Source organism: Acidimicrobiales bacterium (assembly GCA_034521975.1).
Lineage (GTDB): Bacteria > Actinomycetota > Acidimicrobiia > Acidimicrobiales > SKKL01 > SKKL01.
In genome coordinates this window covers 577,746-600,915 of the sequence record JAXHLR010000006.1, presented here as the reverse complement: position 1 = coordinate 600,915, position 23,170 = coordinate 577,746, and the positions used below count along the sequence as shown (strand labels likewise).

The 23,170-nt window shown below is 70.5% G+C and carries 27 protein-coding genes; 23 read left to right on the top strand and 4 right to left on the bottom strand.

The annotated features are described in order from the left end of the window. Nucleotides 1-5 precede the first annotated feature (5 nt). Nucleotides 6-596, bottom strand: a complete 591-nt coding sequence (locus U5K29_12410; GenBank protein ID MDZ7679341.1) for a histidine phosphatase family protein — start codon at nt 594-596, stop codon at nt 6-8. 48 nt (nt 597-644) lie between these two features. On the opposite strand from U5K29_12410, the gene U5K29_12405 reads away from it, so the two are divergent. The 10 genes from U5K29_12405 (at nt 645) to U5K29_12360 (ending at nt 8,376) form a co-directional block, all read left to right on the top strand. After that, complete coding sequence (locus U5K29_12405; GenBank protein ID MDZ7679340.1) at nt 645-1,175, top strand: GNAT family protein; 531 nt, start codon at nt 645-647, stop codon at nt 1,173-1,175. Between the two features lie 42 nt (nt 1,176-1,217). Continuing rightward, on the top strand, nt 1,218-1,454 hold the full coding sequence (locus tag U5K29_12400; GenBank protein ID MDZ7679339.1) for a MoaD/ThiS family protein: 237 nt from the start codon (nt 1,218-1,220) through the stop codon (nt 1,452-1,454). A 329-nt stretch (nt 1,455-1,783) separates the two neighbouring features. After that, on the top strand, nt 1,784-2,500 hold the full coding sequence (locus tag U5K29_12395; GenBank protein MDZ7679338.1) for a hypothetical protein: 717 nt from the start codon (nt 1,784-1,786) through the stop codon (nt 2,498-2,500). Between the two features lie 56 nt (nt 2,501-2,556). Next, nucleotides 2,557-3,090 (top strand): hypothetical protein, encoded by a 534-nt coding sequence (locus tag U5K29_12390; GenBank protein MDZ7679337.1) that lies wholly within the window; start codon nt 2,557-2,559, stop codon nt 3,088-3,090. A 55-nt stretch (nt 3,091-3,145) separates the two neighbouring features. After that, nucleotides 3,146-3,583, top strand: coding sequence for a helix-turn-helix transcriptional regulator (locus U5K29_12385; GenBank protein ID MDZ7679336.1), 438 nt, complete (start codon nt 3,146-3,148; stop codon nt 3,581-3,583). A 14-nt stretch (nt 3,584-3,597) separates the two neighbouring features. Continuing rightward, nucleotides 3,598-4,812, top strand: a complete 1,215-nt coding sequence (locus tag U5K29_12380; protein MDZ7679335.1) for a glycosyltransferase — start codon at nt 3,598-3,600, stop codon at nt 4,810-4,812. A 27-nt stretch (nt 4,813-4,839) separates the two neighbouring features. Then, entirely contained in the window at nt 4,840-5,322 is a 483-nt protein-coding gene (locus U5K29_12375; GenBank protein MDZ7679334.1) for a YbjN domain-containing protein, read from the top strand. Between the two features lie 149 nt (nt 5,323-5,471). Continuing rightward, nucleotides 5,472-6,638, top strand: a complete 1,167-nt coding sequence (locus U5K29_12370; GenBank protein MDZ7679333.1) for an MFS transporter — start codon at nt 5,472-5,474, stop codon at nt 6,636-6,638. Nucleotides 6,639-6,648: 10 nt separating this feature from the next. After that, nucleotides 6,649-7,443, top strand: a complete 795-nt coding sequence (gene proC, locus U5K29_12365; protein ID MDZ7679332.1) for a pyrroline-5-carboxylate reductase — start codon at nt 6,649-6,651, stop codon at nt 7,441-7,443. Nucleotides 7,444-7,497: 54 nt separating this feature from the next. Further along, complete coding sequence (locus U5K29_12360) at nt 7,498-8,376, top strand: SAM-dependent chlorinase/fluorinase (GenBank protein MDZ7679331.1); 879 nt, start codon at nt 7,498-7,500, stop codon at nt 8,374-8,376. A gap of 99 nt (nt 8,377-8,475) precedes the next feature. Here U5K29_12360 and U5K29_12355 read toward each other — a convergent pair whose 3' ends face one another. After that, entirely contained in the window at nt 8,476-9,348 is an 873-nt protein-coding gene (locus U5K29_12355) for an ABC transporter permease subunit (protein MDZ7679330.1), read from the bottom strand. Continuing rightward, a complete protein-coding gene (locus U5K29_12350; GenBank protein MDZ7679329.1) occupies nt 9,345-10,340 on the bottom strand; it encodes an ABC transporter ATP-binding protein in 996 nt (331 codons plus the stop codon). Before U5K29_12350 ends, U5K29_12355 begins: the two co-directional genes overlap by 4 nt. Nucleotides 10,341-10,409: 69 nt before the next feature. On the opposite strand from U5K29_12350, the gene U5K29_12345 reads away from it, so the two are divergent. The 8 genes from U5K29_12345 to hemL all read left to right on the top strand — a co-directional run bounded on the left by U5K29_12345 (nt 10,410) and on the right by hemL (nt 18,814). Beyond that, nucleotides 10,410-11,903 (top strand): long-chain fatty acid--CoA ligase, encoded by a 1,494-nt coding sequence (locus U5K29_12345; GenBank protein ID MDZ7679328.1) that lies wholly within the window; start codon nt 10,410-10,412, stop codon nt 11,901-11,903. 86 nt (nt 11,904-11,989) lie between these two features. After that, nucleotides 11,990-12,664, top strand: coding sequence for a redox-sensing transcriptional repressor Rex (locus U5K29_12340; GenBank protein MDZ7679327.1), 675 nt, complete (start codon nt 11,990-11,992; stop codon nt 12,662-12,664). Nucleotides 12,665-12,790: 126 nt separating this feature from the next. Then, nucleotides 12,791-14,050 carry a glutamyl-tRNA reductase gene (locus U5K29_12335; GenBank protein ID MDZ7679326.1) on the top strand — a complete coding sequence of 420 codons (1,260 nt, stop codon included), beginning with the start codon at nt 12,791-12,793 and terminating at the stop codon, nt 14,048-14,050. An 11-nt stretch (nt 14,051-14,061) separates the two neighbouring features. Then, nucleotides 14,062-14,961 (top strand): hydroxymethylbilane synthase, encoded by a 900-nt coding sequence (gene hemC, locus U5K29_12330; GenBank protein MDZ7679325.1) that lies wholly within the window; start codon nt 14,062-14,064, stop codon nt 14,959-14,961. A gap of 10 nt (nt 14,962-14,971) precedes the next feature. Further along, complete coding sequence (locus tag U5K29_12325; protein MDZ7679324.1) at nt 14,972-15,733, top strand: uroporphyrinogen-III synthase; 762 nt, start codon at nt 14,972-14,974, stop codon at nt 15,731-15,733. A 2-nt stretch (nt 15,734-15,735) separates the two neighbouring features. Next, the gene (locus U5K29_12320) at nt 15,736-16,395 is read left to right on the top strand and encodes an HAD-IA family hydrolase (GenBank protein MDZ7679323.1); all 660 of its coding nucleotides are present in this window, start codon (nt 15,736-15,738) and stop codon (nt 16,393-16,395) included. A gap of 141 nt (nt 16,396-16,536) precedes the next feature. Further along, complete coding sequence (hemB, locus tag U5K29_12315) at nt 16,537-17,517, top strand: porphobilinogen synthase (protein ID MDZ7679322.1); 981 nt, start codon at nt 16,537-16,539, stop codon at nt 17,515-17,517. Between the two features lie 28 nt (nt 17,518-17,545). Then, nucleotides 17,546-18,814 carry a glutamate-1-semialdehyde 2,1-aminomutase gene (gene hemL, locus U5K29_12310; GenBank protein MDZ7679321.1) on the top strand — a complete coding sequence of 423 codons (1,269 nt, stop codon included), beginning with the start codon at nt 17,546-17,548 and terminating at the stop codon, nt 18,812-18,814. A 6-nt stretch (nt 18,815-18,820) separates the two neighbouring features. Here hemL and U5K29_12305 read toward each other — a convergent pair whose 3' ends face one another. Next, nucleotides 18,821-19,552, bottom strand: coding sequence for a cytochrome c (locus tag U5K29_12305; protein MDZ7679320.1), 732 nt, complete (start codon nt 19,550-19,552; stop codon nt 18,821-18,823). A 231-nt stretch (nt 19,553-19,783) separates the two neighbouring features. On the opposite strand from U5K29_12305, the gene U5K29_12300 reads away from it, so the two are divergent. The 5 genes from U5K29_12300 to U5K29_12280 are packed head-to-tail and all read left to right on the top strand — an operon-like array spanning nt 19,784 to nt 23,160. Beyond that, nucleotides 19,784-20,206, top strand: coding sequence for a hypothetical protein (locus tag U5K29_12300; protein MDZ7679319.1), 423 nt, complete (start codon nt 19,784-19,786; stop codon nt 20,204-20,206). A 2-nt stretch (nt 20,207-20,208) separates the two neighbouring features. Further along, nucleotides 20,209-20,625 carry a 4Fe-4S binding protein gene (locus U5K29_12295; GenBank protein MDZ7679318.1) on the top strand — a complete coding sequence of 139 codons (417 nt, stop codon included), beginning with the start codon at nt 20,209-20,211 and terminating at the stop codon, nt 20,623-20,625. Between the two features lie 49 nt (nt 20,626-20,674). After that, on the top strand, nt 20,675-21,424 hold the full coding sequence (gene extP, locus U5K29_12290; protein ID MDZ7679317.1) for a selenite/tellurite reduction operon b-type cytochrome ExtP: 750 nt from the start codon (nt 20,675-20,677) through the stop codon (nt 21,422-21,424). Nucleotides 21,425-21,440: 16 nt separating this feature from the next. Further along, nucleotides 21,441-22,247 (top strand): menaquinol-cytochrome c reductase cytochrome b subunit, encoded by an 807-nt coding sequence (locus U5K29_12285; GenBank protein MDZ7679316.1) that lies wholly within the window; start codon nt 21,441-21,443, stop codon nt 22,245-22,247. A 55-nt stretch (nt 22,248-22,302) separates the two neighbouring features. Beyond that, nucleotides 22,303-23,160: a Rieske 2Fe-2S domain-containing protein gene (locus tag U5K29_12280; protein ID MDZ7679315.1), complete on the top strand. Its 858-nt coding sequence runs from the start codon at nt 22,303-22,305 to the stop codon at nt 23,158-23,160. The last annotated feature ends 10 nt before the right edge of the window (nt 23,161-23,170 follow it).

The window sequence follows — 23,170 nt, the reverse complement described above, 5'->3', positions numbered from 1 at the left end:
GGCGGTCAGAGCTGGTCGGGGACGGTGATCTCGTCGTGGTCGATCAGCTCGAGGCGGTCGCCCAAGGTGGTCGTTCCTTGTTCGACCCGCAGCCGTCGAGCCTCCAGGTTGCCGATTCGGGACCACGGTTCGCCGTGGTGCTCTTCGATGGCGTACACCACGCCCCCATGGGTGATCACCAGTACCTCGGCGTCCGGGTGCTTCGTCTCGAGACGGTGCAGCGTGTCGAGGGCGCGCTCCATGAGCTGGTCCTGGGGTTCCCACCCGGGAGGACGGTCGCCGGCGGTGAGGTATCCCGGCCACTCGACCTCGATCTGGTCGCGGGTCTTCCCGGACCACTCGCCGGCGTCGCGCTCGCGAAGTGCCGGCTCGACCACCACCGGACCGACCCCGATCGCCTCGCCGATGATCAGCCCCGTGTGGTGCGCCCGCTCGAGGTCAGAGGTCACGATGACGTCGACGAACCCGACCGATCGGCCTGCGTGCTCGGCCTGGAGGCGCCCCAGGGCCGACAGGGGCGGGTCGGCCTGGCCCTGCCACTTCCCGGCGGCGTTCCACGTGGATTGGCCGTGCCGGACGAGGAGGAACTCGGTCATGAGGTGGGACGGTATACGCGGGGTGCCCCGATGGGCGAGACTGGCGGCATGCCCTCCAGCTTGAGTGGCCGACTGGTCCGCCTGCGGCCCGTGACCGAGGACGACATCGACGAGCTCACCCGCATCCTGGCCCACCCCGATGTCGCACGGTGGTGGGAGGGGTACGACCGCGAGCGCGTCGCCGACGAACTGGTAGCCGTGGGCGACGGAGGGTCCTTCGGCATCGAACCGCTGGACGGCGACGACGCTGGACGACTCGTCGGGTTCATCCAGTACTACGAGCAGGACGACCCCGACTACCGCCACGCCGGTCTCGATCTCTTCGTCGACCCGGACCACCACGGCCGGGGACTGGGGCGCGACGCCATCATCACCCTCGTGCGCCACCTCGCCGACGACCGGGGGCACCACCGGATCGTCATCGACCCACCGGTTGCCAACGAACGGGCGATCGGCGTCTACACCTCGATCGGCTTTCGCGAGGTCGGCGTCATGCGGCGGTACGAGCGGAGGGCCGACGGGACGTGGGGCGACAACCTGCTGCTCGATCTCCTGGCGGAGGAGCTCCCTGCCTCCTGACCCTCCTGGGGCGGTCGCGATCGCTCCTCTACACTTCGGGCCGTGGCGATCGTCCGACTCTTCGCGTCTGCCCGTGAGGCTGCCGGCACCGGCCGGTCCGAGCTGGCCGGGTCCACCGTCGCCGAGGTCCTCGACGAGGCCCGCCGGGTGTTCGGTGACCACTTCGCCGAGGTGCTCTCCGGGTCCAACGTGTGGCTGAACGGCGACACCGCGGATCTCGGATCAGCGGTGTCGGACCAGGACGAGATCGCGGTGCTCCCGCCGGTGTCGGGGGGCTAGTGGGGCCGAGACCCAGACGCGACGGCGCCCGCACTTCCGGTAGGTCCCGGGTGCCGGGCAAGGCCGTGCCCATCGGTTCCACCGATCGAGGCACCGAGGGAGCCGAACCCGGCCGCTCGCGGTCGAAGAGGGCGAAGACGGCCACGACCTCCACCCGCCGGGCTGCACCGCCGGACAGGGCAACGCGGTCCTCGGCGAAGGGGCGGTCGCCGACAAAGGGAGAGCAGGCCGAACGCCTCGAATCGGCAGCGAGCGACGGGGAGTCGTACCGGCTTCAGCGCCTGGCGAGCTCCCGGTACGGCATCGTCTATGACATCGACGGCCCGCGCGTGCGCCTCGGGCTTGCCTGGTTCGTGGCGGCCGTCATCGCGGTCTACCTCGGATTGTTCGCCCTGGCCGTCCTGGTCGGCGCCATCGCGGCGCTGGCCGCCGCCCAGACCGCCAAGGCCCTTCGCACCAAGTGGCAACGGCCCCAGCTGGCCATCGCCGCGCTCATCGGTGGGGCGATCCCGCTCGCGGCCGCTGCGGGGGTTGCCTTGGCCGGCGCGACGATCATCGTCGGTGCCCTCGTCGCCGTCTTCGCCGCCAGCTCGCGCCAGCCGCGCCGTACCGATCCCCTCGTCGACGCCGGGGCGGCGCTGCGGTCCTCGGTGTTCGTTGGCTTGGCGGCCGCGTCGGTCGTGGTCCTCTACCGCTTCGACATCGGGGCGGCGGTGATGCTGATTCTGATGCTCTCCGCCTACGAGTCCGGCGACTACCTGATCGGCTCCGGGGCGACCAACGTCGTCGAAGGGCCGTTCTCGGGGTTGCTGGCGGTGATCGTGGTGACCGGCGCGGCCGCGGTCGTGCAGCCGCCACCGTTCCATGCGGCCGGGCTCTGGCTCTACGCCATGGTCGCGGCAGCCAGCGCGCCGGTGGGCCAGATCCTCGCCTCGGCGATCCTTCCTCGAGCCGGTGCTCCGGCACCCGCGCTGCGACGCCTCGACTCCTATCTCGTCACCGGCCCGGCGTGGCTGGTCCTGTTGTGGAGCGGCGTCGGAATCTGAACGCCACTACCCTCGATGGTGCCGCCGGTGACCATCGGTGCGCCCAGGAGGACGGCATGCACCCCGAACTCGACCGCTTGCTCGAACCCGCCTTCGTCGAGGATCTCACCGCGCTCGATCTGGCCGAGGTGCGGCGGCGACGCGCGGCGTGCCAGCAGCGTGAGGAGTCGGTCTCGTACCTGCGGCGTGTCATCCAGGTTCGCCTCGACCTCCTCGGCACCGAGCTGTCCCGCCGCCACTCGGGTGACGCCCCCGGCGACATGGACGAGCTCCTCGCCCGGTTGCCGGCGATACTGGCGGAGCACTCGCGTGCCCCCGGCATGGGCCAGGCCCCTCGCGACCTGCGACTTCCCGCCATCGACGACGAGCTCACCGATCTGGTCGACGGGATCATCAGCCCCCGTCGCCTGAGCGAGCTGAACCAGATCCCCGACGCCGAGCTGGTCGAGGCGGTCGATCGCATGGAGGGGCTCGAGCAGGAGGTGTCGGGGGTCCGCCGCCGCCTCCACGCCCAGATCGACCAGCTCCAGGCCGAGATCACGCGCCGCTACCGCTCGGGCGAGGCCAGCGTCGACGCCTTGCTGCAGTGAGCATCTGCTCGCGGCCGCGAGCACGACGACGCGCAGGCGCACCTAGGCTGGAAGCGTGACCGATGCCCTCGAGCAGCGCTGGCGTGAGGTCGGCGAGTTCATCCGCGACCAGCGCCGGCTCGGACAGCTCTCACTGCGCAAGCTCGCCGACCAGGCAGGAGTGTCGAACCCCTACCTGAGCCAGATCGAGCGTGGCCTGCGCCGCCCGTCAGCGGAGATCCTGCAACAGATCGCCAAGGCGCTGGAGATCTCGGCCGAGACGCTGTTCGTGCGGGCCGGGATCCTCGACGAGCGGGTCGGCTCCGAGGACGACCTGGTGGGAGCCATCTCCCGCGACCCGACCCTCACCGACGACCAGCGACAGACCCTCGCCCACATCTACCGTTCGTTCCAGGCGGCCAACGGGCTGCGCCCCGAGCCGGTGCCAGACGCCGAGGCGGACGGGCCGGCGGACAGCGGAGGCGGCATCGGGGAATCTTCGGGCGACTCGTGACGTTGAGACCTGCCGTGCGCACCCTCGCCGTGTTGTCCCTTCACACCTCGCCCCTGGCCCAACCCGGGATCGGCGACTCCGGGGGGATGAACGTCTATGTCCGGGAGCTGGTCTCCTCGCTCGCCCAGGCCGGCATCGCCTGCCGGGTGTATGTGCGTCGGTGGTCCGAGGAGCTGGCACCGGTCGTCGAGGTCGAACCCGGGTTCTCGGTGGTCCACATCGACGCCGGTCCGCCCGATCTGGCCAAGGAGGCGTTGCCCGAGGTCGTCGACACCTTCGCCGACGGGGTCATCGAGCACCTGTTGGGCGCCGAGCCCGTCGACGCGCTGCACGCCAACTACTGGTTGTCCGGGGTCGCCGGGCACACCATCAAGCACACGCTCGGGCTGCCGCTGGTCGCCACCTTCCACACCCTTGCCCGGGTGAAGGCCGACACCGGCGACCCCGAGCCACAGCGGCGGGTCGACGCCGAGTCGTCGGTCATCGGCTGTTCGGATGCCATCCTGGCCAACAGTCCGAACGAGGCCGAGCAGCTGCGCGAGCTCTACGGGGCCGACCCGGGCCGCATCGAGATCGTGCCACCCGGTGTCGACCATGCGTTCTTCTCGCCCGGCGACCGGCGGGGCGCTCGTGCCGCCCTCCGACTCGGTGACCACCCCGTGCTGCTCTTCGTCGGTCGGGTGCAGCCCCTCAAGGGCCTCGACGTGGCGGTCCAGGCCCTGGCCGCTCTCCGAGACCCGTCGGCGGTGCTGGTCGCCGTCGGTGGACCGAGCGGCTCGGAAGGGTTCGCCGAGCTCGAGCGGGTGCGGGCCATGGCCACCGACCTCGGGGTCATCGACCAGGTCAGGCTGGTCGAGCCCCAGCCCCACCACCTGCTGAGCACCTACTACCGGGCGGCGGATCTCACCTTGGTGCCGAGCCGGTCCGAGTCGTTCGGTCTGGTGGCGCTGGAGTCTGCTGCGTGTGGCACCCCGGTTGTGGCCGCCGCCGTCGGCGGGTTGCGCACCCTCGTGGCCCACGAGACCACCGGGTTCCTGGTCGACTCCCGCGATCCCGAGGCCTATGCCGATCGTGCTCGGACGATCCTGGGTGATCCCGAGCTGGCGGCGTCGATGGCCGCCCGTGCGGCCGACGATGCGCGCCGCTACACCTGGTCGACCACCGCCGGCCGTCTCCGGCGGATCTACGCCGACCTGTCGACCCGGGTACCGATCGACTGCGCTGTCTGATCCGGGTGGCCGGGTAGGGTCCGGTCCATGTCCGATCTGATCCCCGACGACGATCAGCCTCCCAGTCCCGAGACGCTCGCGGCGGTGGCGGCCACCATCGACGCCTGGGCCGAGTCCGAGCGCAACGAGAACCCGGTGGTGGTCGCGGTCGAGCGGGGTGAGCCGGGGGAGGGGCGCTGGTACATCCGGGTGCTCGGCGAGGAGAAGGACACCTTCGCCATCTGGTTGACCTTGCGCCAGCGGATGCTTCACTACGAGACCTACGTGATGCCCGCGCCCGAGGAGAACCAGGGCGCGCTCTTCGAGCACCTGCTCGTGCGCAACGACAAGATCGTCGGCGCCGCCTTCTGCATCGGGATCGAGGAAGCGGTGTTCCTGAAGGGTGCCATTCCGGTGCACACCGTCGATCACGCCGCGCTCGATCACATCCTCGGGCTCCTCTACGCGACGGTCGAGCAGTGCTTCCGGCCGGCCTTGCGGATCGGGTTCGCCTCCCGGTTCTCCGACTGAGCAACTTCATTGCATCTCATGTATTTCCATGATACGGTGTGTCTCGTGCCCGGGGAGCCGGGGCGGTGCATCCGATCGGGGAAGTGCGGATGAACCACACCGGCCCCCCGGGTCGCCCGCGGTCCTCACATCGCCGGCGGGCACCGACCATGCTGCTGATCGGATCGATCACCGTCACCGGCATCCTCGCCAACACGCTGCTCTACCCGGCGATCCCCAACATCCTCGAGGACTTCGGTCTCGACGACGGAAGCGCCGGGGTGCTGGTCGCCTCCGCCAGCGTGCCGGGCATCGCGATCGCCCCGCTGGTGGGGGTCCTCGCCGATCGCTACGGCCGCCGTCGGGTGCTGGTGCCGTGCCTCGTCGCCTTCGGCTGCTTCGGAGCGCTGGGAGCGTTCGCTCCCGGCTTCGGATGGTTGGTCCTCGCCCGCTTGGGTCAAGGGGTCGGCTCGGCCGGTCTCATCAACCTGGCCAACGCGCTCATCAGCGACACGTGGAGCGGCGTCGAACGGGCACGGCACTTCGGCTACAACTCGGCGGTGCTGACCGTGTCGCTCGCCGTGCTCCCCGCTGTCGGCGGCACGCTGACCGACCTCGGGAGCTGGCGGTGGGCCTTCGCGCCCTATCCCCTGGCCCTGATCACCGCGCTGGTGGTCATGGCCCGCCTCGACCACGGGCCGACCGATCGTTCGACCAGCATCGGTGCCCAGGTGCGGGCCGCGGCGCGGATCGCCCGGTCGGTCCGGGTACTGACGCCGCTGTCGTTGACCTTCGTCACCTTCATCATGATCTTCGGGTTGATGCTCACCGTCCTTCCGCTCCACCTCGCTCGCTCCTTCGGGCTCTCGGCCGGCGAGCGTGGGCTGGTCATGGCGCTGCCCGCCCTGGGTGCCACCACCGGGGCGCTGGTCCTCGGGTGGATCCGCTCCCGCCGCAGCTCCCGCGCCGTCGTGATCGCCGCCTTCGTGCTCTTCGCGCTGGCCTTTCCGGTGGTCGGTCTGGCGGGCACGCTGCTGCTGCTGGTGCCCGCCGGTGTCGTGTTCGGGTTGGGCGAGGGCCTGCTCCTCCCCACCCTGACCGACGTCGTTGCCGGGTCGGCGAGCGAGACGAGTCGCGGGGCGGTGCTGTCGCTCCAGGTGAGCGCCATCCGGTCGGGCCAGACGGTCGGTCCGCTCCTGGCCGGTGTCGCGGTCACCGCCGTCGGCACCGGCTCGACGTTCCTGCTGGGAGGGGGACTGGCGGCCATGGTGGTCATCGCCGCGCTGGTCGTGCAGCTCCCGCCCCCACCACCGGCGGTGCCGGTCGACGACCGGTAGGGTCGAGGCCATGCACGTGCTCGAGATCGTCGGTGGTGGCCGCATGGGTGAAGCGCTCCTCGGAGGGCTGATCGCGGGTGGCTGGTCACCGGGCGACCTCGCGGTCGTCGAAGCGCTCCCGGCCCGGCGCGATCAGCTCGCCGAGCGCTTCCCCGACGTCACGGTCACCTCCGAGCCGCTCGACGCGTCGGGCGCGGTCGTGGCGGTCAAGCCGGGCGACGTGCCCGACGCGGTCGGTGCCGCGGTGGCCCGAGGAGCGGGCCGGATCCTGAGCATTGCCGCCGGTGTGACCCTCCACCAGCTCCAGACCGCGGCCGGCGACGGCGTGCCCGTGGTGCGGGCCATGCCCAACACCCCGGCGCTGGTCGGTGCCGGTGCGTCGGCCATCGCCGGAGGCGACGCGGCCACCGACGACGACCTCGACTGGGCGGAGTCGGTCCTCGGCGCGGTGGGCATCGTGGTCCGGGTGACCGAGTCGCAGCTCGACGCGGTCACGGGGCTCTCGGGATCGGGACCGGCCTATGTGTTCCTCGTCGCCGAGGCCCTCACCGAGGCAGGGGTCTTCGTTGGTCTGCCCCGCGACACCGCTGCCACCCTGGTCGGCCAGACCCTCCTGGGATCGGCCACCCTCCTCACCAGCTCCGACGACGGTCCCGAGGCCCTGCGGGCCGCGGTCACCTCCCCGGGTGGGACGACCGCGGCGGGCCTCAAGGCCCTCGAGTCCGCGGGAGTGCGGGCCGCCTTCGCCGACGCCGTCGTGGCCGCGGCCGAGCGGGCCCGCGAGATGGGGCGAGACTCCCGCTGAACCAGCCTCGTGATGTCGGCGTCAGGTCGGCGAAGCGGTAGCGTCAGCGCTGCGATGGAACTCCGCTACGACACCATCTCGTTCCTCTCCGACTACGGCACCGTCGACGAGTTCGTCGGCGTGGTGCACTCGGTCGTGCGCTCGATCAGCCCCGAGGTCCGGGTGATCGACATCACCCACCAGGTACCGCCCCACGACGTCCGGGCCGGGGCGCTCACCCTCGCCCGGGCCGCCCAGTACCTCGCCCCCGGCGTGGTGGTCGCCGTGGTCGACCCCGGTGTCGGCACCGACCGGCGAGCGATCGCGGTCGAGGTCGGCGACGGAGACTCGGTGCTCGTCGGGCCCGACAACGGCCTGCTCGCCCCCGCGGTGGCCATGGTCGGTGGGGCCACCCGAGCGTTCGCGCTGGACAACCCCGCCTACCACCTGCCCGCACCCGGCGCGACCTTCGACGGTCGCGACGTGTTCGCTCCGGTCGCGGCCCACCTGTGCACCGGCGTCCCCATCGACGAGGTGGGCACCGAGGTCGACCCGAACGGGTTGCGCCCCACCATGATCCCGGTCACCCAGCTCGACGGCGACGTGCTGTCCGCCGAGGCGCTCTGGATCGACCAGTTCGGCAACGTGCAGCTCAACGTCGATCCCGACGAGATCGCCGAGTTCGGCGACGTCGTCGCCCTGGACATCGGGGGGCGCCGCCGCTCGGCCAGCCGGGTCGACTCCTACGCCGAGCTGCGCACGGGCGAGGTCGGCTTGCTCATCGACTCCTATGGTCTGCTCGCCGTGGTCGCCAACCAGGCTTCGGCGGCCGATGAGCTGAGCGTCACCTCCGGCGACGAGGTCGCGCTGTCCCCCCTCGACGGCGAGCCGCGACGCGATCCTGACGCCGGGTTGCACCAGGCGGTCACGCTGCGGACCAAGGACCGGTCATGAGGAAGGGCACCGTCATCACCCTCGCCTTGTTGTTGCTGGCGTTGCTGGGTGCATCGGTGCTCCAGCTGTTCTTCCTCGCTCGCTGAGCGGGGTGCCGGATCAGATCCGGGCCGCGAGCTGGTCGCGGGTGAACTTGCGGGCTCCCCGGGCGGTGAGTGCCAGTGCCAGCACCCAGATCACGGCACCGATCGCCACGGCGATGGGCAGGTCGAGCAGCAGCAGTCCGGTCGACTGACCGACCGCCAGGAAGATCAGCGGCAGCACCACGGCACCACCCAGCTGGTTGGCTTCCTGGGTGGAGCCGGCGCGGATCGAGACGCGCACCATCACCCCCAGTCCGAGGGTCGCCACGGCTGGTGCCACCCACAGGATCATCACGACCCACAAGCGGGTGGGAACGAAAACACGATGCATGACCGGCCAGGCCACGGTGTTGGCGACCACGCAGAACAGCACGAACCCCACCCACGACACGAGCACCGCGGGGATGAACGCGCCGAGCAGCTTGGCGAGGAACAGGTCGCGGTTCTGGATGGGCAGGTGCAACAGCGTCTCGAGGGTGCGGCGCTCCTTCTCCCCGGCGAAGGCGTCGGCGGCGAGCACCGCCGAGACCATGAGCGGCACGATGAGGAACAGCGGGGCGAGGAGATAGCCGTTCACCAGCACGATCAGCTGCTCGCCCGGGGGCAGGTTCTGGATGGGTGCGGCCAGTCCCGAGGGCATCGACGCGAGGAAGTTGGTCAGGTCGGCGTCTTGGCCTCGCGCGGCCAGACCGATCAGCAACGGCAGGATCACGAGCAACAAGGTGGGTACCGCAAGCATCGGGATCATGACCGCCTTCGACCGCCGGACCGCCGTCAGATCCTTGCGGATGATCGCCGCGATCGCGTTCCAGTCCCGCCCGGTGGGGACGGGCTCGGGGCCCACCGGAGGTGCCATCGGAGTGTTGTTCGGGCTGCGGACCGGGCTCACGGCGCGCTCCCCACCGGACGGCCCTCCTCGGCCGCGATCTGCTCCTCGATGGCGAAGTAGATGTCTTCGAGGGTCGGCGGTCGGGCGGTGCTGCCATAGACCGGCACCCCGGCCGCGACCAGTGCCACCACGACGCGGGGAAGGACCTCGCGGTCGTCGACGACCGCCCGCGCGCCCGTGGCGCTGGCTCGAGCTTCGATCACGCCGTCGACCGAGGCGATCGTGTCGAGTGTCGGTCGCGGTGCCGGTGCGGCGAGATCGAGCTCGACCGGAAGCCCGTGCCACATCGCCTCGGCGATCTCGGCCGGTCTGCCCGCGATCCGCAGACATCCGCGGTTGAGCACCGCCATCCGGTCGGCCAGCCGCCCTGCTTCGCCGAGGAAGTGGGTGCTCAAGATGATGGTCCTCCCGTGCTCCGATGCCAGGGTGCCGATCAGGTCGACGACGTCGCGGGTGGCGGCAGGGTCGAGCCCGGAGGTGGGTTCGTCGAGGAACAAGACCTCCGGTTCGTGCAACAGCGCGCGGATGAGGGCGAGCCGCTTGCGCTGTCCCGTCGACGCGCCCTGGACCGCGACGTCGGCCCGGTCGGCCATGGTGAACCGCTCGAGGAGCTCGTCGGTCCGTCGCCGGGCGGCCGCGGCGGAGAAGCCACGGATGCGGGCGGTCGCCTCCAGGTTCTCGCGGGCGGTCAGGCGGTCGTCGAGTCCGGCGTTCTCGGTGAGGACTCCGGTGCGTCGCCGCAGCTCGTGGCCGTGCCGGGTCGGGTCGAGCCCCAGTACCGTCGCCGACCCCTCGCTCGGGGTGAGCACGCCGTTGAGCAGCCGGATCGTGGTCGTCTTTCCGGCACCGTTGGGTCCCAGCAGGGCCAGCACCTCCCCCGGGTAGACCTCCAGATCGAGCCCATCGAGGGCGATACCGCTCGGGAACCGGCGGGTCAGCTGGTGGGTCGCGATGGCCGGTTCCACCAGGTCCCGGTCGGCGCGAGCCGTCACGCCGTGAGTCTCTGTGCTGAACTGTCGATCGTCCGTCGACACTCGACGACTGCCTTCGATGGGGGACACGTGAACCTGGCATCGATCACCGACCGGCACCCGGACGACAAGGTCGCCCTGGTGAGCCACGGCACCAGCATCACCTACGGCGACCTGGGTGGGCACGTCGGAGCGATCCGGGGTGGGTTGTCGGCCATGGGTCTCGAACCGGGCGACCGGATCGCCATCATCTGTGCCAACAACCGCTACTTCGTCGAAACGTTTTTTGCCGCGCTGGGCGCGGGCTTGGTCGTGGTGCCGCTCAACCCGCTCAGCCCCGCGCTCGAGCTCGCCCGCGAGATCGACACGGTCGGTGCCCGGGCGGTCCTGGTCGGGCCGACCGCCGGCCGGGTCGTGGCCGGCATCGAGTCCAGCCGGATCCCCACCGTCGAGCACCTGGTCGCTGCTCGACCCGGCGACGTTGCCGGGGCAACCGCCTTCAGCGCGTTGGTCGCCAACGACCCGGCCCCCGTGATCGAGCGCGAGCCCGATGACCTCGCCGTGCTCATCTTCACCAGCGGCACCGCCGGTGCCCCGCGCGCGGCCATGCTCACCCACGGCAACCTGATGGCCAACATCGACCAGGTGCAGGCCGTCGAGTCGATCGCCCGCCGGGCCGACGACACCACCTATGGCATCCTCCCTCTGTTCCACATTTTCGGACTCAACGTGGTGCTCACCCCGGCACTGTCGGTGGGAGCCACCGTGGTGCTGGTCGAGCGGTTCGATCCCACGACCGCGGTCGAGTCGATCACCGACCACGAGGTCACCGCGATCACCGGCCCACCCACCATGTGGGCGGCCTTTGCCCACACGCCCGACCTGCCCCGCGACGCCTTCGCCACCGTCCGCCTCGCGGTGTCGGGCGCCTCCAAGCTCTCGGTCGAGGTCGCCGAACGGATGCTCGACCGATTCGGACTCCGGGTCTATGAAGGGTACGGACTCACCGAGGCGTCGCCGGTCGTGGCCTACTCGGTCGGCACGGGCGCACCGGTGGGCTCCATCGGGCGTCCGTTGCCCGGTGTCGAGATGCGACTCGTCGACGCCGAGGGCGACGACGCCTTCGTGGGTGACGCCGGCGAGATCTGGGTCCGTGGGCCCAACGTGTTCGGCGGCTACTGGAAGGACCCCGACGCCACCGCGTCGGTGCTCGACGCCGACGGTTGGCTCCACACGGGCGATCTGGCGGTGATCGACGACGACGGCTACCTGTTCATCGTCGATCGGGCCAAGGACCTCATCATCGTGTCGGGCTTCAACGTCTATCCCGCCGAGGTCGAGGAGGCCCTGGTCGAGCATCCCGGTGTCGCCGAGGCCGCCGTGGTGGGTGTCGATCACCCCCACACCGGCGAAGCGGTCAAGGCCTATGTCGTGGTCGAACCCGGTACCGAGTGCGAGGAGGACGACATCATCGCCTTCCTCGGCGATCGGTTGGCCCGCTACAAGTGCCCGTCGAAGATCCGGTTCGTCGACGAGATCCCACGCGGGCTCGGAGGCAAGATCCTGCGCCGGACCCTGGCCTGACCGACCGCCGCCGCGGTCGCTCCGCGTCGAGTGCCCCGCCGTGTGTGACTTTGTGAACCAACGCACCCGAACGGTAGCTTCCTCGCATGAGCGAGCAGGAGCGTCGGATCCCCGAGGCAACCGTGGCTCGGCTCCCGATCTATCTGCGGTGCCTCGTGGAGATGGCCGAGGAGCGGACGCCGACGGTCTCGTCGGAGCGGTTGGCCGAACTGGCGGGAGTGAACGCGGCCAAGGTGCGCAAGGACCTCTCCTACCTGGGCTCCTACGGGACCCGTGGGGTGGGCTACGACGTCGAGTTCCTCCTGTTCCAGATGAGTCGCGAGCTGGGGCTCACCCAGGACTGGCCGGTCGTCATCGCCGGGGTCGGAAACCTCGGACAGGCGCTGGCCAACTACGGCGGGTTCACCGATCGAGGCTTCCCGGTCGGCGCGCTGGTCGACGTCGATGCGGCCAAGGTCGGCACATCGATCGCCGGGGTCACGGTCCACCACCTCGACGAGCTGGGCGACCTGGTCGACTCCAAAGGGATCACGATCGGGGTGATCGCCACACCCGCCGCGGCGGCACAGGGCGTCGCCGAGCGCATGGTGGACGCCGGTGTCGGCTCCATCCTCAACTTCTCGCCCAGCGTGCTCTCGCTCGAACCGACGGTGTCGGTCCGCAAGGTCGACCTGGCTGTCGAGCTCCAGATCCTGAGCTTCTACCGCCGGCGTGCCGACGGGCCCTCGGCGGTGGGCCCCGACGCCGCGCTCGACCGCTGAGACCGGGGCGGCAGGAACGGCGCGTGTGGCTGCGACTGCTCATCTGGCGCAGCTGACTGGCGACTGTACGATGGAACGCGGGAAGCTGGAGCCTGCCCCCAGCCCGACTCCAAGGAGCGCCACCGGGTGTCCGTCGTCGCCATTGGCCTGAACCACCGCACGGTCCCGCTCGAGCTGCTCGAACGCATGACCGTCGACGCCGGCCGCGTCCCCAAGGTCCTGGCCGGCCTCTGCAGCCGCGATCACCTCAGCGAGGCGGTCGTGCTCTCCACCTGTAACCGGATGGAGATCTACGCGGTGGCCGAGCGCTTCCACGGCGCCTACGGCGACATCCGCGAGGCCCTCGCCGATGTCGCCTACCTCGCTCCCGAGGAGTTCTCCGACCACCTCTACGCCCACTACGACGCCGACGCGGTCCGCCACCTCTTCGCGGTCGCGGCCGGACTCGACTCCGCCGTGCTCGGCGAGAGCGAGATCCTCGGCCAGGTCAAGGGCGCATGGGAGCTCGCCCAGACCGAAGGCACCAGCGGGACGGCGCTCAACCTGTTGTTCCGTCACGCGGTCGAGACCGGCAAGCGGGCCCGCACCGAGACCACGATCAGCCACCACACCACGTCCATCTCCCAGGCCGCGGTGGCCATGGCCGTCGACCGGCTCGGCGCCCTCGACGGACGCAAGGTGATGGTGCTCGGCGCCGGCGAGATGGGCGAGGGCATGGCCACGTCGCTGCTGGGCGCCGGTGCCGGCGAGGTGATGGTCGCCAACCGCACCTGGGAGCGCGCCGTCGAGGTGGCCGACCGCGTCGGCGGGCGGGCGGTGCGTCTGTCCGACCTTTCCGATGCCCTCGCCGGGATCGACCTGCTGCTCACCTCCACCGGGGCCTCGTCGCTCATGGTCGAGCACGGCGACCTCGCCGCCACCATGGCGGCCCGCCCCGACCGCCCGATGCTCATCGTCGACATCGCCGTCCCCCGCGACGTCGATCCGGCTGCCGCCGAGCTCGATGGCGTCACCTTGCTCGACATGAACGACCTGCGACGCTTCGCCGAGGCAGGGATGCGTGGCCGCCAGGCCGAGGTCGTCGCCGTCCGGGCCATCGTCGAGGACGAGCTCACCCGGTTCCTCGACACCCGATCGGCTCGCGAAGCCGCCCCGCTCATCTCCGAGCTGCGCACCCGTGCCGAGTCGGTCCGCCAGCACGAGCTCGACCGCTACCGCAGCCGGCTCGCCCACCTCGACGAACGAGACCGCGAGACCATCGAGGCGCTGACCCGCGGCGTGCTCGCCAAGGTGTTCCACGACCCCACGGTGCGGCTGAAGGACGCCGCCGGCACCCCGCGCGGCGATCGCCTGGCCGAGGCGCTCCGCGACCTGTTCGACCTCTGAGCGCGGCGTCGATGTTGATCCGTGCCGCCACCCGCGGCAGCACCCTGGCCCGCTGGCAGACCGAGCACGTCGCCGCGCTCATCGAGGCGGTCGACCCGGAGGTGACCGTCGAGGAGGTCATCGTCGAGACCACCGCCGACCGGCGCCAGGACGTGCCCATCTCCGCCATGGGAGGCAAGGGCGTGTTCGTCAAGGAGGTGCAGGCCGCGGTGCTCGACGGGCGTGCCGACATCGCGGTGCACTCGGCCAAGGACCTGCCGTCGGTGACCCACCCCTCGCTCGCGCTCGCCGCCATCCCCGAGCGTGGCGACCCCCGCGACGCGCTGGTGGGCGCCACCCTCGACGAGCTGCGCCCCGGAGCGAAGGTGGCCACCGGCTCGATCCGGCGCCGCGCCCAGCTCGCCCACCTGCGCAAGGGGCTGGAGTTCTCCAACCTGCGGGGCAACATGACCACCCGGCTCGAGAAGGCCGCGGGATTCGACGCCATCATCGTCGCCGCCGCGGCGTTGCAGCGCCTGGGTCTCGACGAACACATCACCCAACTGCTCGATCCCGAGGTCATGGTCCCCCAGGTGGGACAGGGCGCCCTCGCCGTCGAGTGTCGCGACGACGCCTACGACCTCATCACCCTGCTCGGCCAGGTCGATCACGTTGCCACCCGGCGCCTGGTCGAGGCCGAACGGGGATTCCTCGCTGAGCTGGGGGGCGACTGCGACCTGCCCGCCGGCGCCCACGCAACCCTGGTGGGCGACGACGCGGTTCGCGTCGACTCGCTCCTCGCGTCCTTCGACGGCTTCACGGTGCTGCGCGAGCGGGTCGAGTCGCGCAACGGGGTGGCTGCGGCCCGCTCGGCGGCCCGGCGCCTCCTCGACGAGCGTGGCGGAGCCGAGCTGCTGGCGGGTGGGCAATAGGCTGACGGCGGTGGAGAGGCCTCCGCTCGCCGCAACGACCGTGGCCGTCACCCGCGCCACCGACCAGGCATCATCGCTGGTCGAGGCCCTCCGCGGGCTCGGCGCCGAGGTGGTGGTCATGCCCACCATCGCCGTGGTCGACGCCGCCGACGGGGATGCCGCGCTGCGAGCGTCGCTGGCCGGCCTCGACCGCTACGACTGGCTGGTCGTCACCTCGACCAACGGTGCCGACCGGGTGGCGTCCGCGGTCACCCCGCAGGCCCTGGTCGCAGCAGAGACCCACCTGGCGGTCATCGGTCCCGGCACGGCCGAGGCCATGGCCACCCGCGGGTTCGCTCCGGACCTCGTGCCGGACCGGTTCGTGGCCGAGGGCTTGCTCGAGGTGTTCCCCGCGCCACCACCCGGCGGTGGACGGGTGCTGCTGGCCCAGGCTGCCGGTGCCCGACCGGTGCTGGGTGAGGGGCTCGAGGCCGCCGGCTGGCTGGTCGACCGGGTCGAGGCCTACCGGACGGTCCACCCACCGGTCGACCCTGTCCAGGCGCGAGCCGCGGTCGCCGCCGACATCGTGACCTTCACCTCGGCCTCGACGGTCTCTGGCTACGTCGCCGGGGTCGGCCTGGACCCCCCGCCACGAGCGGTGGCCTGCATCGGCCCCGTCACCGCCGCCGCGGCTCGGTCGCAGGGTCTCGATGTCGACGTGGTGGCGGACCCGCACACCATCGCCGGCCTCGTCGAGGCCATCGTCGCCCACTGCGCCGCGACGGAGACCTGACCGTGGCCCTGCAGGCCATCGTCTTCGACTTCGACGGGCTCATCCTCGACACCGAGTGGTCCGTCTACCAGGCGATCGCGGGGATCTACTCCGATCACGGGCACGAGCTCGATCTCGAGTGGTGGCGTTCCATCGTCGGCACCGTCGGGGGAGGGGACTGGTCGCAGCGACTCGAGGCGTTGGTCGGAACACCGCTCGACCACGACTCGCTCAACGAGCTGTCGGTTCGACGCCACCACGAGTACGTCGACGCGCTCCAACCACTTCCGGGGGTGGCCGAGCTGATCGACGCGGCCCACGCCGAGGGGCTGCGGCTGGCGGTCGCCTCGTCGTCGATGACCCGCTGGTTGGACATGCACCTCACCCGACTCGGCCTGCACGGGCGATTCGACGCACTGTGCGGCCGAGACGTCGTCGATGGCCGGGCCAAGCCTGCGCCCGATGTGTACCTGGCCGCCCTCGATGCGACCGGTGTCGAGGCCGGTGCCGCCGTCGCGATCGAGGACTCGCCCCATGGGATCGCTGCCGCCAAGGCGGCCGGCCTGGCCTGTGTGGCGGTGCCGAACCGCATCACCGCCCCGGGCGACTTCTCGGCGGCCGATCTGGTTGTCGACTCGATGGCCAGCCTCACCCTCGCCGACCTCCAGCGCCGCTTCGGCTGAGTTGGCCATCAGCCTCAGGACACCCACCCACGAAATTGCGCGGATCTGTCTCACCCAGCGCGACAGATCCGCGCGATTTGCCTCTGGCCGATGGAAGAAGCGGGTGGGGAGCGGTGAACCCGGGCCCGTAGGATCGGAGTCGTGAGCTTTCCCCAGCGCCGTCTCCGCCGTCTCCGCCGCACCCCGGCGCTTCGCCGCATGGTGGCCGAGACGCGGTTGGCACCCGACGACCTCATCGCACCGCTGTTCGTGCGCGAGGACATCACCGAACCCCAGCCCATCGGTTCGTTGCCGGGCATCGTGCAGCACACGCGCGAGTCGCTCCGCAAGGAGGTCGCCGAGCTTCGGGACCTCGGCGTCCCCGCCGTCATCCTCTTCGGCATCCCCGCGGTCAAGGACGCGCGGGGAAGCGGCGCGTTCGACCCCCAGGGCATCGTGCAGCTGGCGCTACGCGACCTGCGTGACGAGGTCGGCTCCGACATGGTGCTCATCTCGGACCTGTGCGTCGACGAGTACACCGACCACGGCCACTGCGGAGTGGTCACCGTCACCGGCGAGGTCGACAACGACGCCACCCTCGAGATCTACGCCGAGACGGCGGTGGCCCAGGCCGACGCGGGGGCCGACATCGTCGCCCCGAGCGGGATGATGGACGGACAGGTCATGGCCATCCGCGACGCGCTCGACGACCAGTCGTTCGAACAGGTCGCCATCATGGCCTATGCCGCCAAGTACGCCTCGGGTCTCTATGGCCCGTTCCGCGAGGCCGTCGACGTCACCATCGCCGGGGGCGGCGATCGCACGGGCTACCAGCAGGACTGGCACAACGCCCGTGAGGCCATCCAGGAGATCCGCGAGGACGTCGACGAGGGGGCCGACATCGTCATGGTCAAGCCCGCGCTCAGCTACCTCGACGTCATCGTGCGGGCGCGGGCCGAGCTCGACCTCCCCATCGCCGCCTACCACGTGTCGGGCGAGTACTCGATGGTGAAGGCGGCCGCGGCCAACGGATGGATCGACGGCGATGCGGTGGCGGTCGAACAGATCACCGCCATCAAGCGGGCCGGCGCCGATCTCATCCTCACCTACTTCGCACGCGACCTGGCCGAGGCCTTGTCGTGAGGGGCCTTGTCGTGAGGGGAGCGCGGTCATGACCGGACCGACCAACGACTCGCTGTTCGCACGCGCCCAGGCGGTGATCCCGGGCGGGGTCAACTCGCCGGTCCGGGCGTTCCGGTCGGTGGGCGGCACCCCCTACTTCGTCGCCGGAGGCAGCGGTGCCCACGTCTGGGACGTCGAGGGCAACCGCTACTGCGACTACGTGCAGAGCTACGGGGCGTCGATCCTCGGCCACGCCCATCCCGCGGTCGTCGAGGCGGTCCGCGAGGCCGCGCTCAGCGGCACCACCTTCGGTGCTCCCACCGAGCGCGAGGTGCTCATGGCCGAGGAGCTGGTGGGCCGGGTCCCGGGCCTGGAGATGGTGCGCCTGGTGTCGAGCGGGACCGAGGCCACCATGTCGGCCATTCGGCTCGCCCGCGGTGCCACCGGACGTCCACGCATCCTCAAGTTCGCGGGCAACTACCACGGACACATGGACTCGCTGCTGGTGGCCGGCGGCAGCAGCGTCGCCGAGGACGCGACCTCCGACTCGGCCGGTGTCACCGAGGGAGCGGTGGCCGACACGATCGTCGCCCCCTACAACGTGGTGCCCGAGATCCGATCCGACGTGGCGGTCGTCGTCGTCGAACCGGTCGCGGCCAACATGGGGCTCGTCCCGCCCGCGCCCGGCTTCCTCGAGGGGCTGCGGACCGCCTGCGACGATGCGGGCGCGCTGCTGATGTTCGACGAGGTCATCACCGGGTTCCGGCTCGGCGTCGGAGGGGCCACCGAGCGGTTCGGGGTGACCCCGGACCTGTGGGCGTTCGGCAAGGTGATCGGGGGCGGGCTCCCGGTCGGGGCCTTCGGCGCATCCCGCGAGCTGATGGCCCACCTGTCGCCGCTCGGACCCGTCTACCAGGCGGGAACGCTGTCGGGGAACCCGCTGGCCACCGCCGCCGGGCTGGCCGCCCTCGCCGAGCTCGACGCCGGCGCCTACCTCCAGCTCGACTCGATCGCCGCCCGCCTGGCCGACGGGCTGGCTGCGGCCATCGGCTCGGCAGGAGTGGCGGTGCAGGTTCCCCGGGTCGGTCCCCTCGTGGGGCTCTTCTTCGGCGACACCCCGGTGACCGACTTCCCGAGTGCCCAGATCAGCGGAGGCACCGGGGTCTACCGCCGCTTCTTCGCCGCCATGCTCGACCGCGGCGTCGCCCTGGCTCCGGGACCCTATGAGGCACTGTTCCCGAGTCTGGCCCACACCGACGCCGACATCGACCGCACGGTCGACGCTGCCGCCGAGGCGGCCGCAGAGCTGGGCGGCTGAGGGTCCTCAGCCTTCGCCGGCGGCGAGATCGAGCGCTTCGCCGCCTTCGACCGCTTCGAGGGCCTCGGTCAGCTCGACGATGTCGTCGCTGGCCTCGTCGGCACCTCCGTGGGTGACCCGCTCGTAGAGGACCACCTCGAGCAGCTCGACGTCGCTGAGGGTGTCGGCCCAGCCGGGCATGATGCCGAACTCGCCGGCGACGTGGGCGCCGCCCTCGCGGTCGGGGTCACCGATCACCTCGCCCTGGAAGGCATCGGAGCCCTGCAGGACGTAGTCGGCGTGGCTCTGCCAGTCGGGGAACGTGGCCAGCACCTCGCCTCCGCTGAGCTGGCGGCCGACGCCACCGCCGCCGGCGGCGCCGTGGCACGCCGAGCAGTTCACCGCGTAGACCTCGCCGCCGGCCTGGACGGGGCCTGCCGCCTCAGGGGCAGAGAGGGTCCCGACGTAGATGGGCGCCCAGAAGATGAGCCCGGCCAGCACCGGTACCGCCCAGATGGGGATGCGGGGGCGCCGCAGCGAGGCTTCGACGTAGGGGGGGACCGGTTCGGGCTCCTTGGGCTCGGGCTCGGCCGGTGCGGCCGGCGCGGGGGTCGCCGGTTGGGCAGCCGGGCTGACCTCGGTCCCGGAGGACTCCGACGCCGGCGATGCCGGGGCCTCGCCGGCGTCACCGCCGCCAAGGCCGAGCGCGGCCCGACGTTCACGGGAGCGCTGAAGCAGGTGCTCGGGGATCTCGGTCAACACGTCCTCCGCTGACGATCGGTCCCGGCCCGGCACGGAGCGTGGGCCAGTCGGGGCCACTCTAGGCAACGGTGTGGTGCTGCGGCCAAGCGGGAGGGAGCCAGGTGTCGCGGGGGACCGGTCGATGTGCTCGCGCCGAAGCGATCGTGCTAAACCCTCAGGTGCCCTGATCGGAGTTGGCCCTTCCTCGCGGGTAGGGTCGTGAGTGGATTCACGAGGAGGTGTCTGCCAGTGGTTGCCTTCGTGGCCTCGAGCCTGATCGCCCTGGTCCTGGCCGCTGCGATCATCCCATTTCGCAAGCGCCGGCCGGTCGGCACCCCGCTCACCTGGGGCGAAGCCATGGCGGCCGCGGTCTTCGTGTTCTTCCTCCTCTTCTGGGCCTACGGCGTGGTGCCCAACCAATGGCTGCTGCTGGCCGACAGCGAGTGGGGCTGGCGGTCCGACAAGATGGTGCACGGGCCGGGGGGCGTGATCGACGCCCTGCCCTTCGATGTCAACTACGTGCACCTGCGCGACCTCGTCGCGGTCGTGATCTACGGCGTGATCCTCACGGCCAACGTGGCGCTGTGGATGGTCTGGCAGGGCCGTGGCAAGGAGAAGGCCCCCGAGGTCCCGACCTCGTCGTATGGACGCCCGCTCGTGAGGAGCAACTGATCATGGCCCGCACCGATGCCAACCCCCCGATGCCCGAGTTCCGCGACGACTACGTCCTCCAGGAGGTCGACGCGGCCTGGCTCTCGGCTGCGGTCAAGCCCAAGCAGTTCATCCACATCGACCAGTCCGAGTGCATCATGTGCGAGGGCTGTGTCGACATCTGCCCGTGGAAGTGCATCCACATGGTGCAGCCCGAGGCCATCGACGAGGCCATCGGCACCGAGCTTCCCGGCACCGACCCGAGCGACCACGTCATCTTCACCATCGACGACGACGTCTGCACCCGCTGCGCGCTCTGCGTCGACCGGTGTCCCACCGGCGTGATCATCCTCGGACGTATTGGCGATCCAGATCCCAACGGCGACGCCCACCAGCGCACCAACACCCACGGCTACGGCTACGGGATGAGGCTCGGCTGAGATGGGCACCGAACGAGTGAGGGAGTAAGCCCCAACAGTGGCGACGTCGATGCAGGACAAGTTGAGCGATCTGGGCGATCGGGTCCAGGGCTCACAAGCGTGGAACTCGATCTTCAGACCCGGATCGATCTTCCGGAAGGGCTATTCCGACAGCCCCCGGAACCGGTCCTACGTGATCATGAACAGCGTGCTGTACCACCTTCACCCGGTGAAGACGAAGCGCCACGCGGTGAAGGTCAGCTACACCCTGTGCCTGGGTGGGTTGAGCTTCTTCTTGTTCATCCTCCTCACGGTCACCGGCATCTTCTTGATGTTCTTCTACCGCCCCACCGCCGCCGCGGCCTGGGACGACATGTTCGCCCTGCAGACCTCGATCACCTTCGGGCTGCTGGTGCGCAACATGCACCGATGGGGGGCGCACCTCATGGTGCTGTCGGTGTTCTTGCACATGGCCCGGGTCTTCTACCACGGCGCCTACAAGCCGCCCCGCGAGTTCAACTGGGTGATCGGGGTCATCCTGCTCACCCTCACCCTGTTGCTGTCGTTCACCGGCTACCTGCTCCCCTGGGACCAGCTTTCACTGTGGGCGGTGACGGTGGGCACCAACATGATGGGCTACACACCCGTGTTCGGCGACCAGGTCCGGTTCGTGCTGCTCGGCGGAGCCGAGATCGGCAGCGACACCCTCATCCGGTGGTACGTGCTCCACGTGCTGATGTTGCCCTTCGTGCTGGTCATCTTCCTGGCCATCCACTTCTGGCGAGTTCGCAAGGACGGAGGCATCTCGGGCCCGCTGTAGGCCCGCGAGAGACACCATGACCGAGATCCCAGAACATCTCCGCAAGCGGGCCGAGGAAGCCCGCAAGAAGGCCGAAGCCAAAACGGCCGGCGGCGACGCCGGTGGCGACCAGGCCGCGCCCGCGCCCGCCGGCGGTGGCGAGGCGGCTGCGCCCTCCGAGGCCGAGAGCCGCATCCCCGCCCACCTGCTCGAGCGGTCCAAGGCCGCCAAGGAGCGCGCCGGCGGTGGTGGCGCCGAGGCAGGCGCCGGTGCGGGCACCGCGGTGGCCGCCGCGCCCGCCGGTGGTGGTGTCGCCACCGCACCCCAACCCACCGCCACCGGTCCCGGGGGGCACACCCAGCGCCTGCTCACGGTGGTCAAGTCCGGGTCGATCCAAGACGTCAGGGCCACCCCGGTCGACAAGGTCCACACCTGGCCGCACCTGCTGGCGGTCGAGTTCGTCGCCGCGTTGGCCGTCACCGCGTTCTTGTTGATCTTCTCGATCTTCGTGAACGCCCCGCTGCTGGCCCTGGCCAACCTCAACGAGACGCCGAACCCGTCGAAGGCCCCGTGGTACTTCCTCGGCCTGCAGGAACTGCTCACCATGTTCCACCCGATGGTCGCAGGCGTGACCATCCCCGGCATCGGCATCTTCATGCTGATCCTCGCCCCCTACATCGACCAGAACTCGAGCTCCAAGCCCGAAGACCGCAAGTTCGCGGTCTCGCTGTTCACCATGTTCTTGATGTTCTGGGCGGTCCTCACCATCGTCAGCTCGTTCTTCCGGGGACCGGGCTACAACTTCGTGTTCCCGTGGTCCGAAGGGCTGTTCTTCGAGCTGTGATGTCTGTTGTCGTCACCCCCAACCGGCCCATCGGGCCACCCAGGAGAGGATTGCGATGAGTCCCGTCATCGTCATCGCCATCGTTGCGCTGGTCGTGCTGGCCGGTGTCGGCGTCATCGCGTCGGCCCGCCGCCGCGACACCGACCTCGCCGTGGGCGAGCTGTCGCGCGAGACCCGTGCGCGAGACCGCAAGAAGCCGGCGCCGCTCGAGGACCAGACGCCCGAAGGCGGCCGCAGCTACGAGGCCGCGGCCAAGCAGGAGCCGTCGAAGGAGATCGAGCCGGCCGAGCCCGCCGCGCCGGTCGAGTGGACCCCGCCCGACCCCGAACTGGTCGGAGTCAGCCGCCGCCAGTTCTTCAACCGCAGCATCGTCGCCTTCATGGGGCTCGGCATCACCGGCTTCGGCACGGCGGTGGTCACCTTCCTCTGGCCGGGCGAGACCGAGGGCTTCGGCGCGTCGATCAACCTGGGCAACGTCGACGAGGTCAAGCAGAACGTCCGCGACGGCAGCGGCTTCTTCTACGTGCCCGAGGGTCGCATGTGGGTCACCGAGTACCCCTCCGAGGCCGTCCCCCAGGCTGAGCAGGTCTACAGCGCCCCCGAGCTGGCCGGGATGCAGGCGGGGCTCATCGCTCTGTGGCAGACCTGTCCCCACCTGGGGTGCCGAGTGCCCGAGTGCGTTCCCTCGCAGTGGTTCGAGTGCGGCTGCCACGGGTCGCAGTACAACCGGGTGGGCGAGTACAAGGCCGGTCCCGCCCCTCGGGGCATGGATCGCTTCGTCATGGAGGTCGACGACCGCAACAACTTCATCGTCGACACCGGAACCATCATCCCCGGTCCGCCCAAGGGAACCAACACCACCGGCCAGGAGGCCGAGGGTCCCAACTGCGTCTCCGATGCGGCGGGTCACTGATCCATGGAGA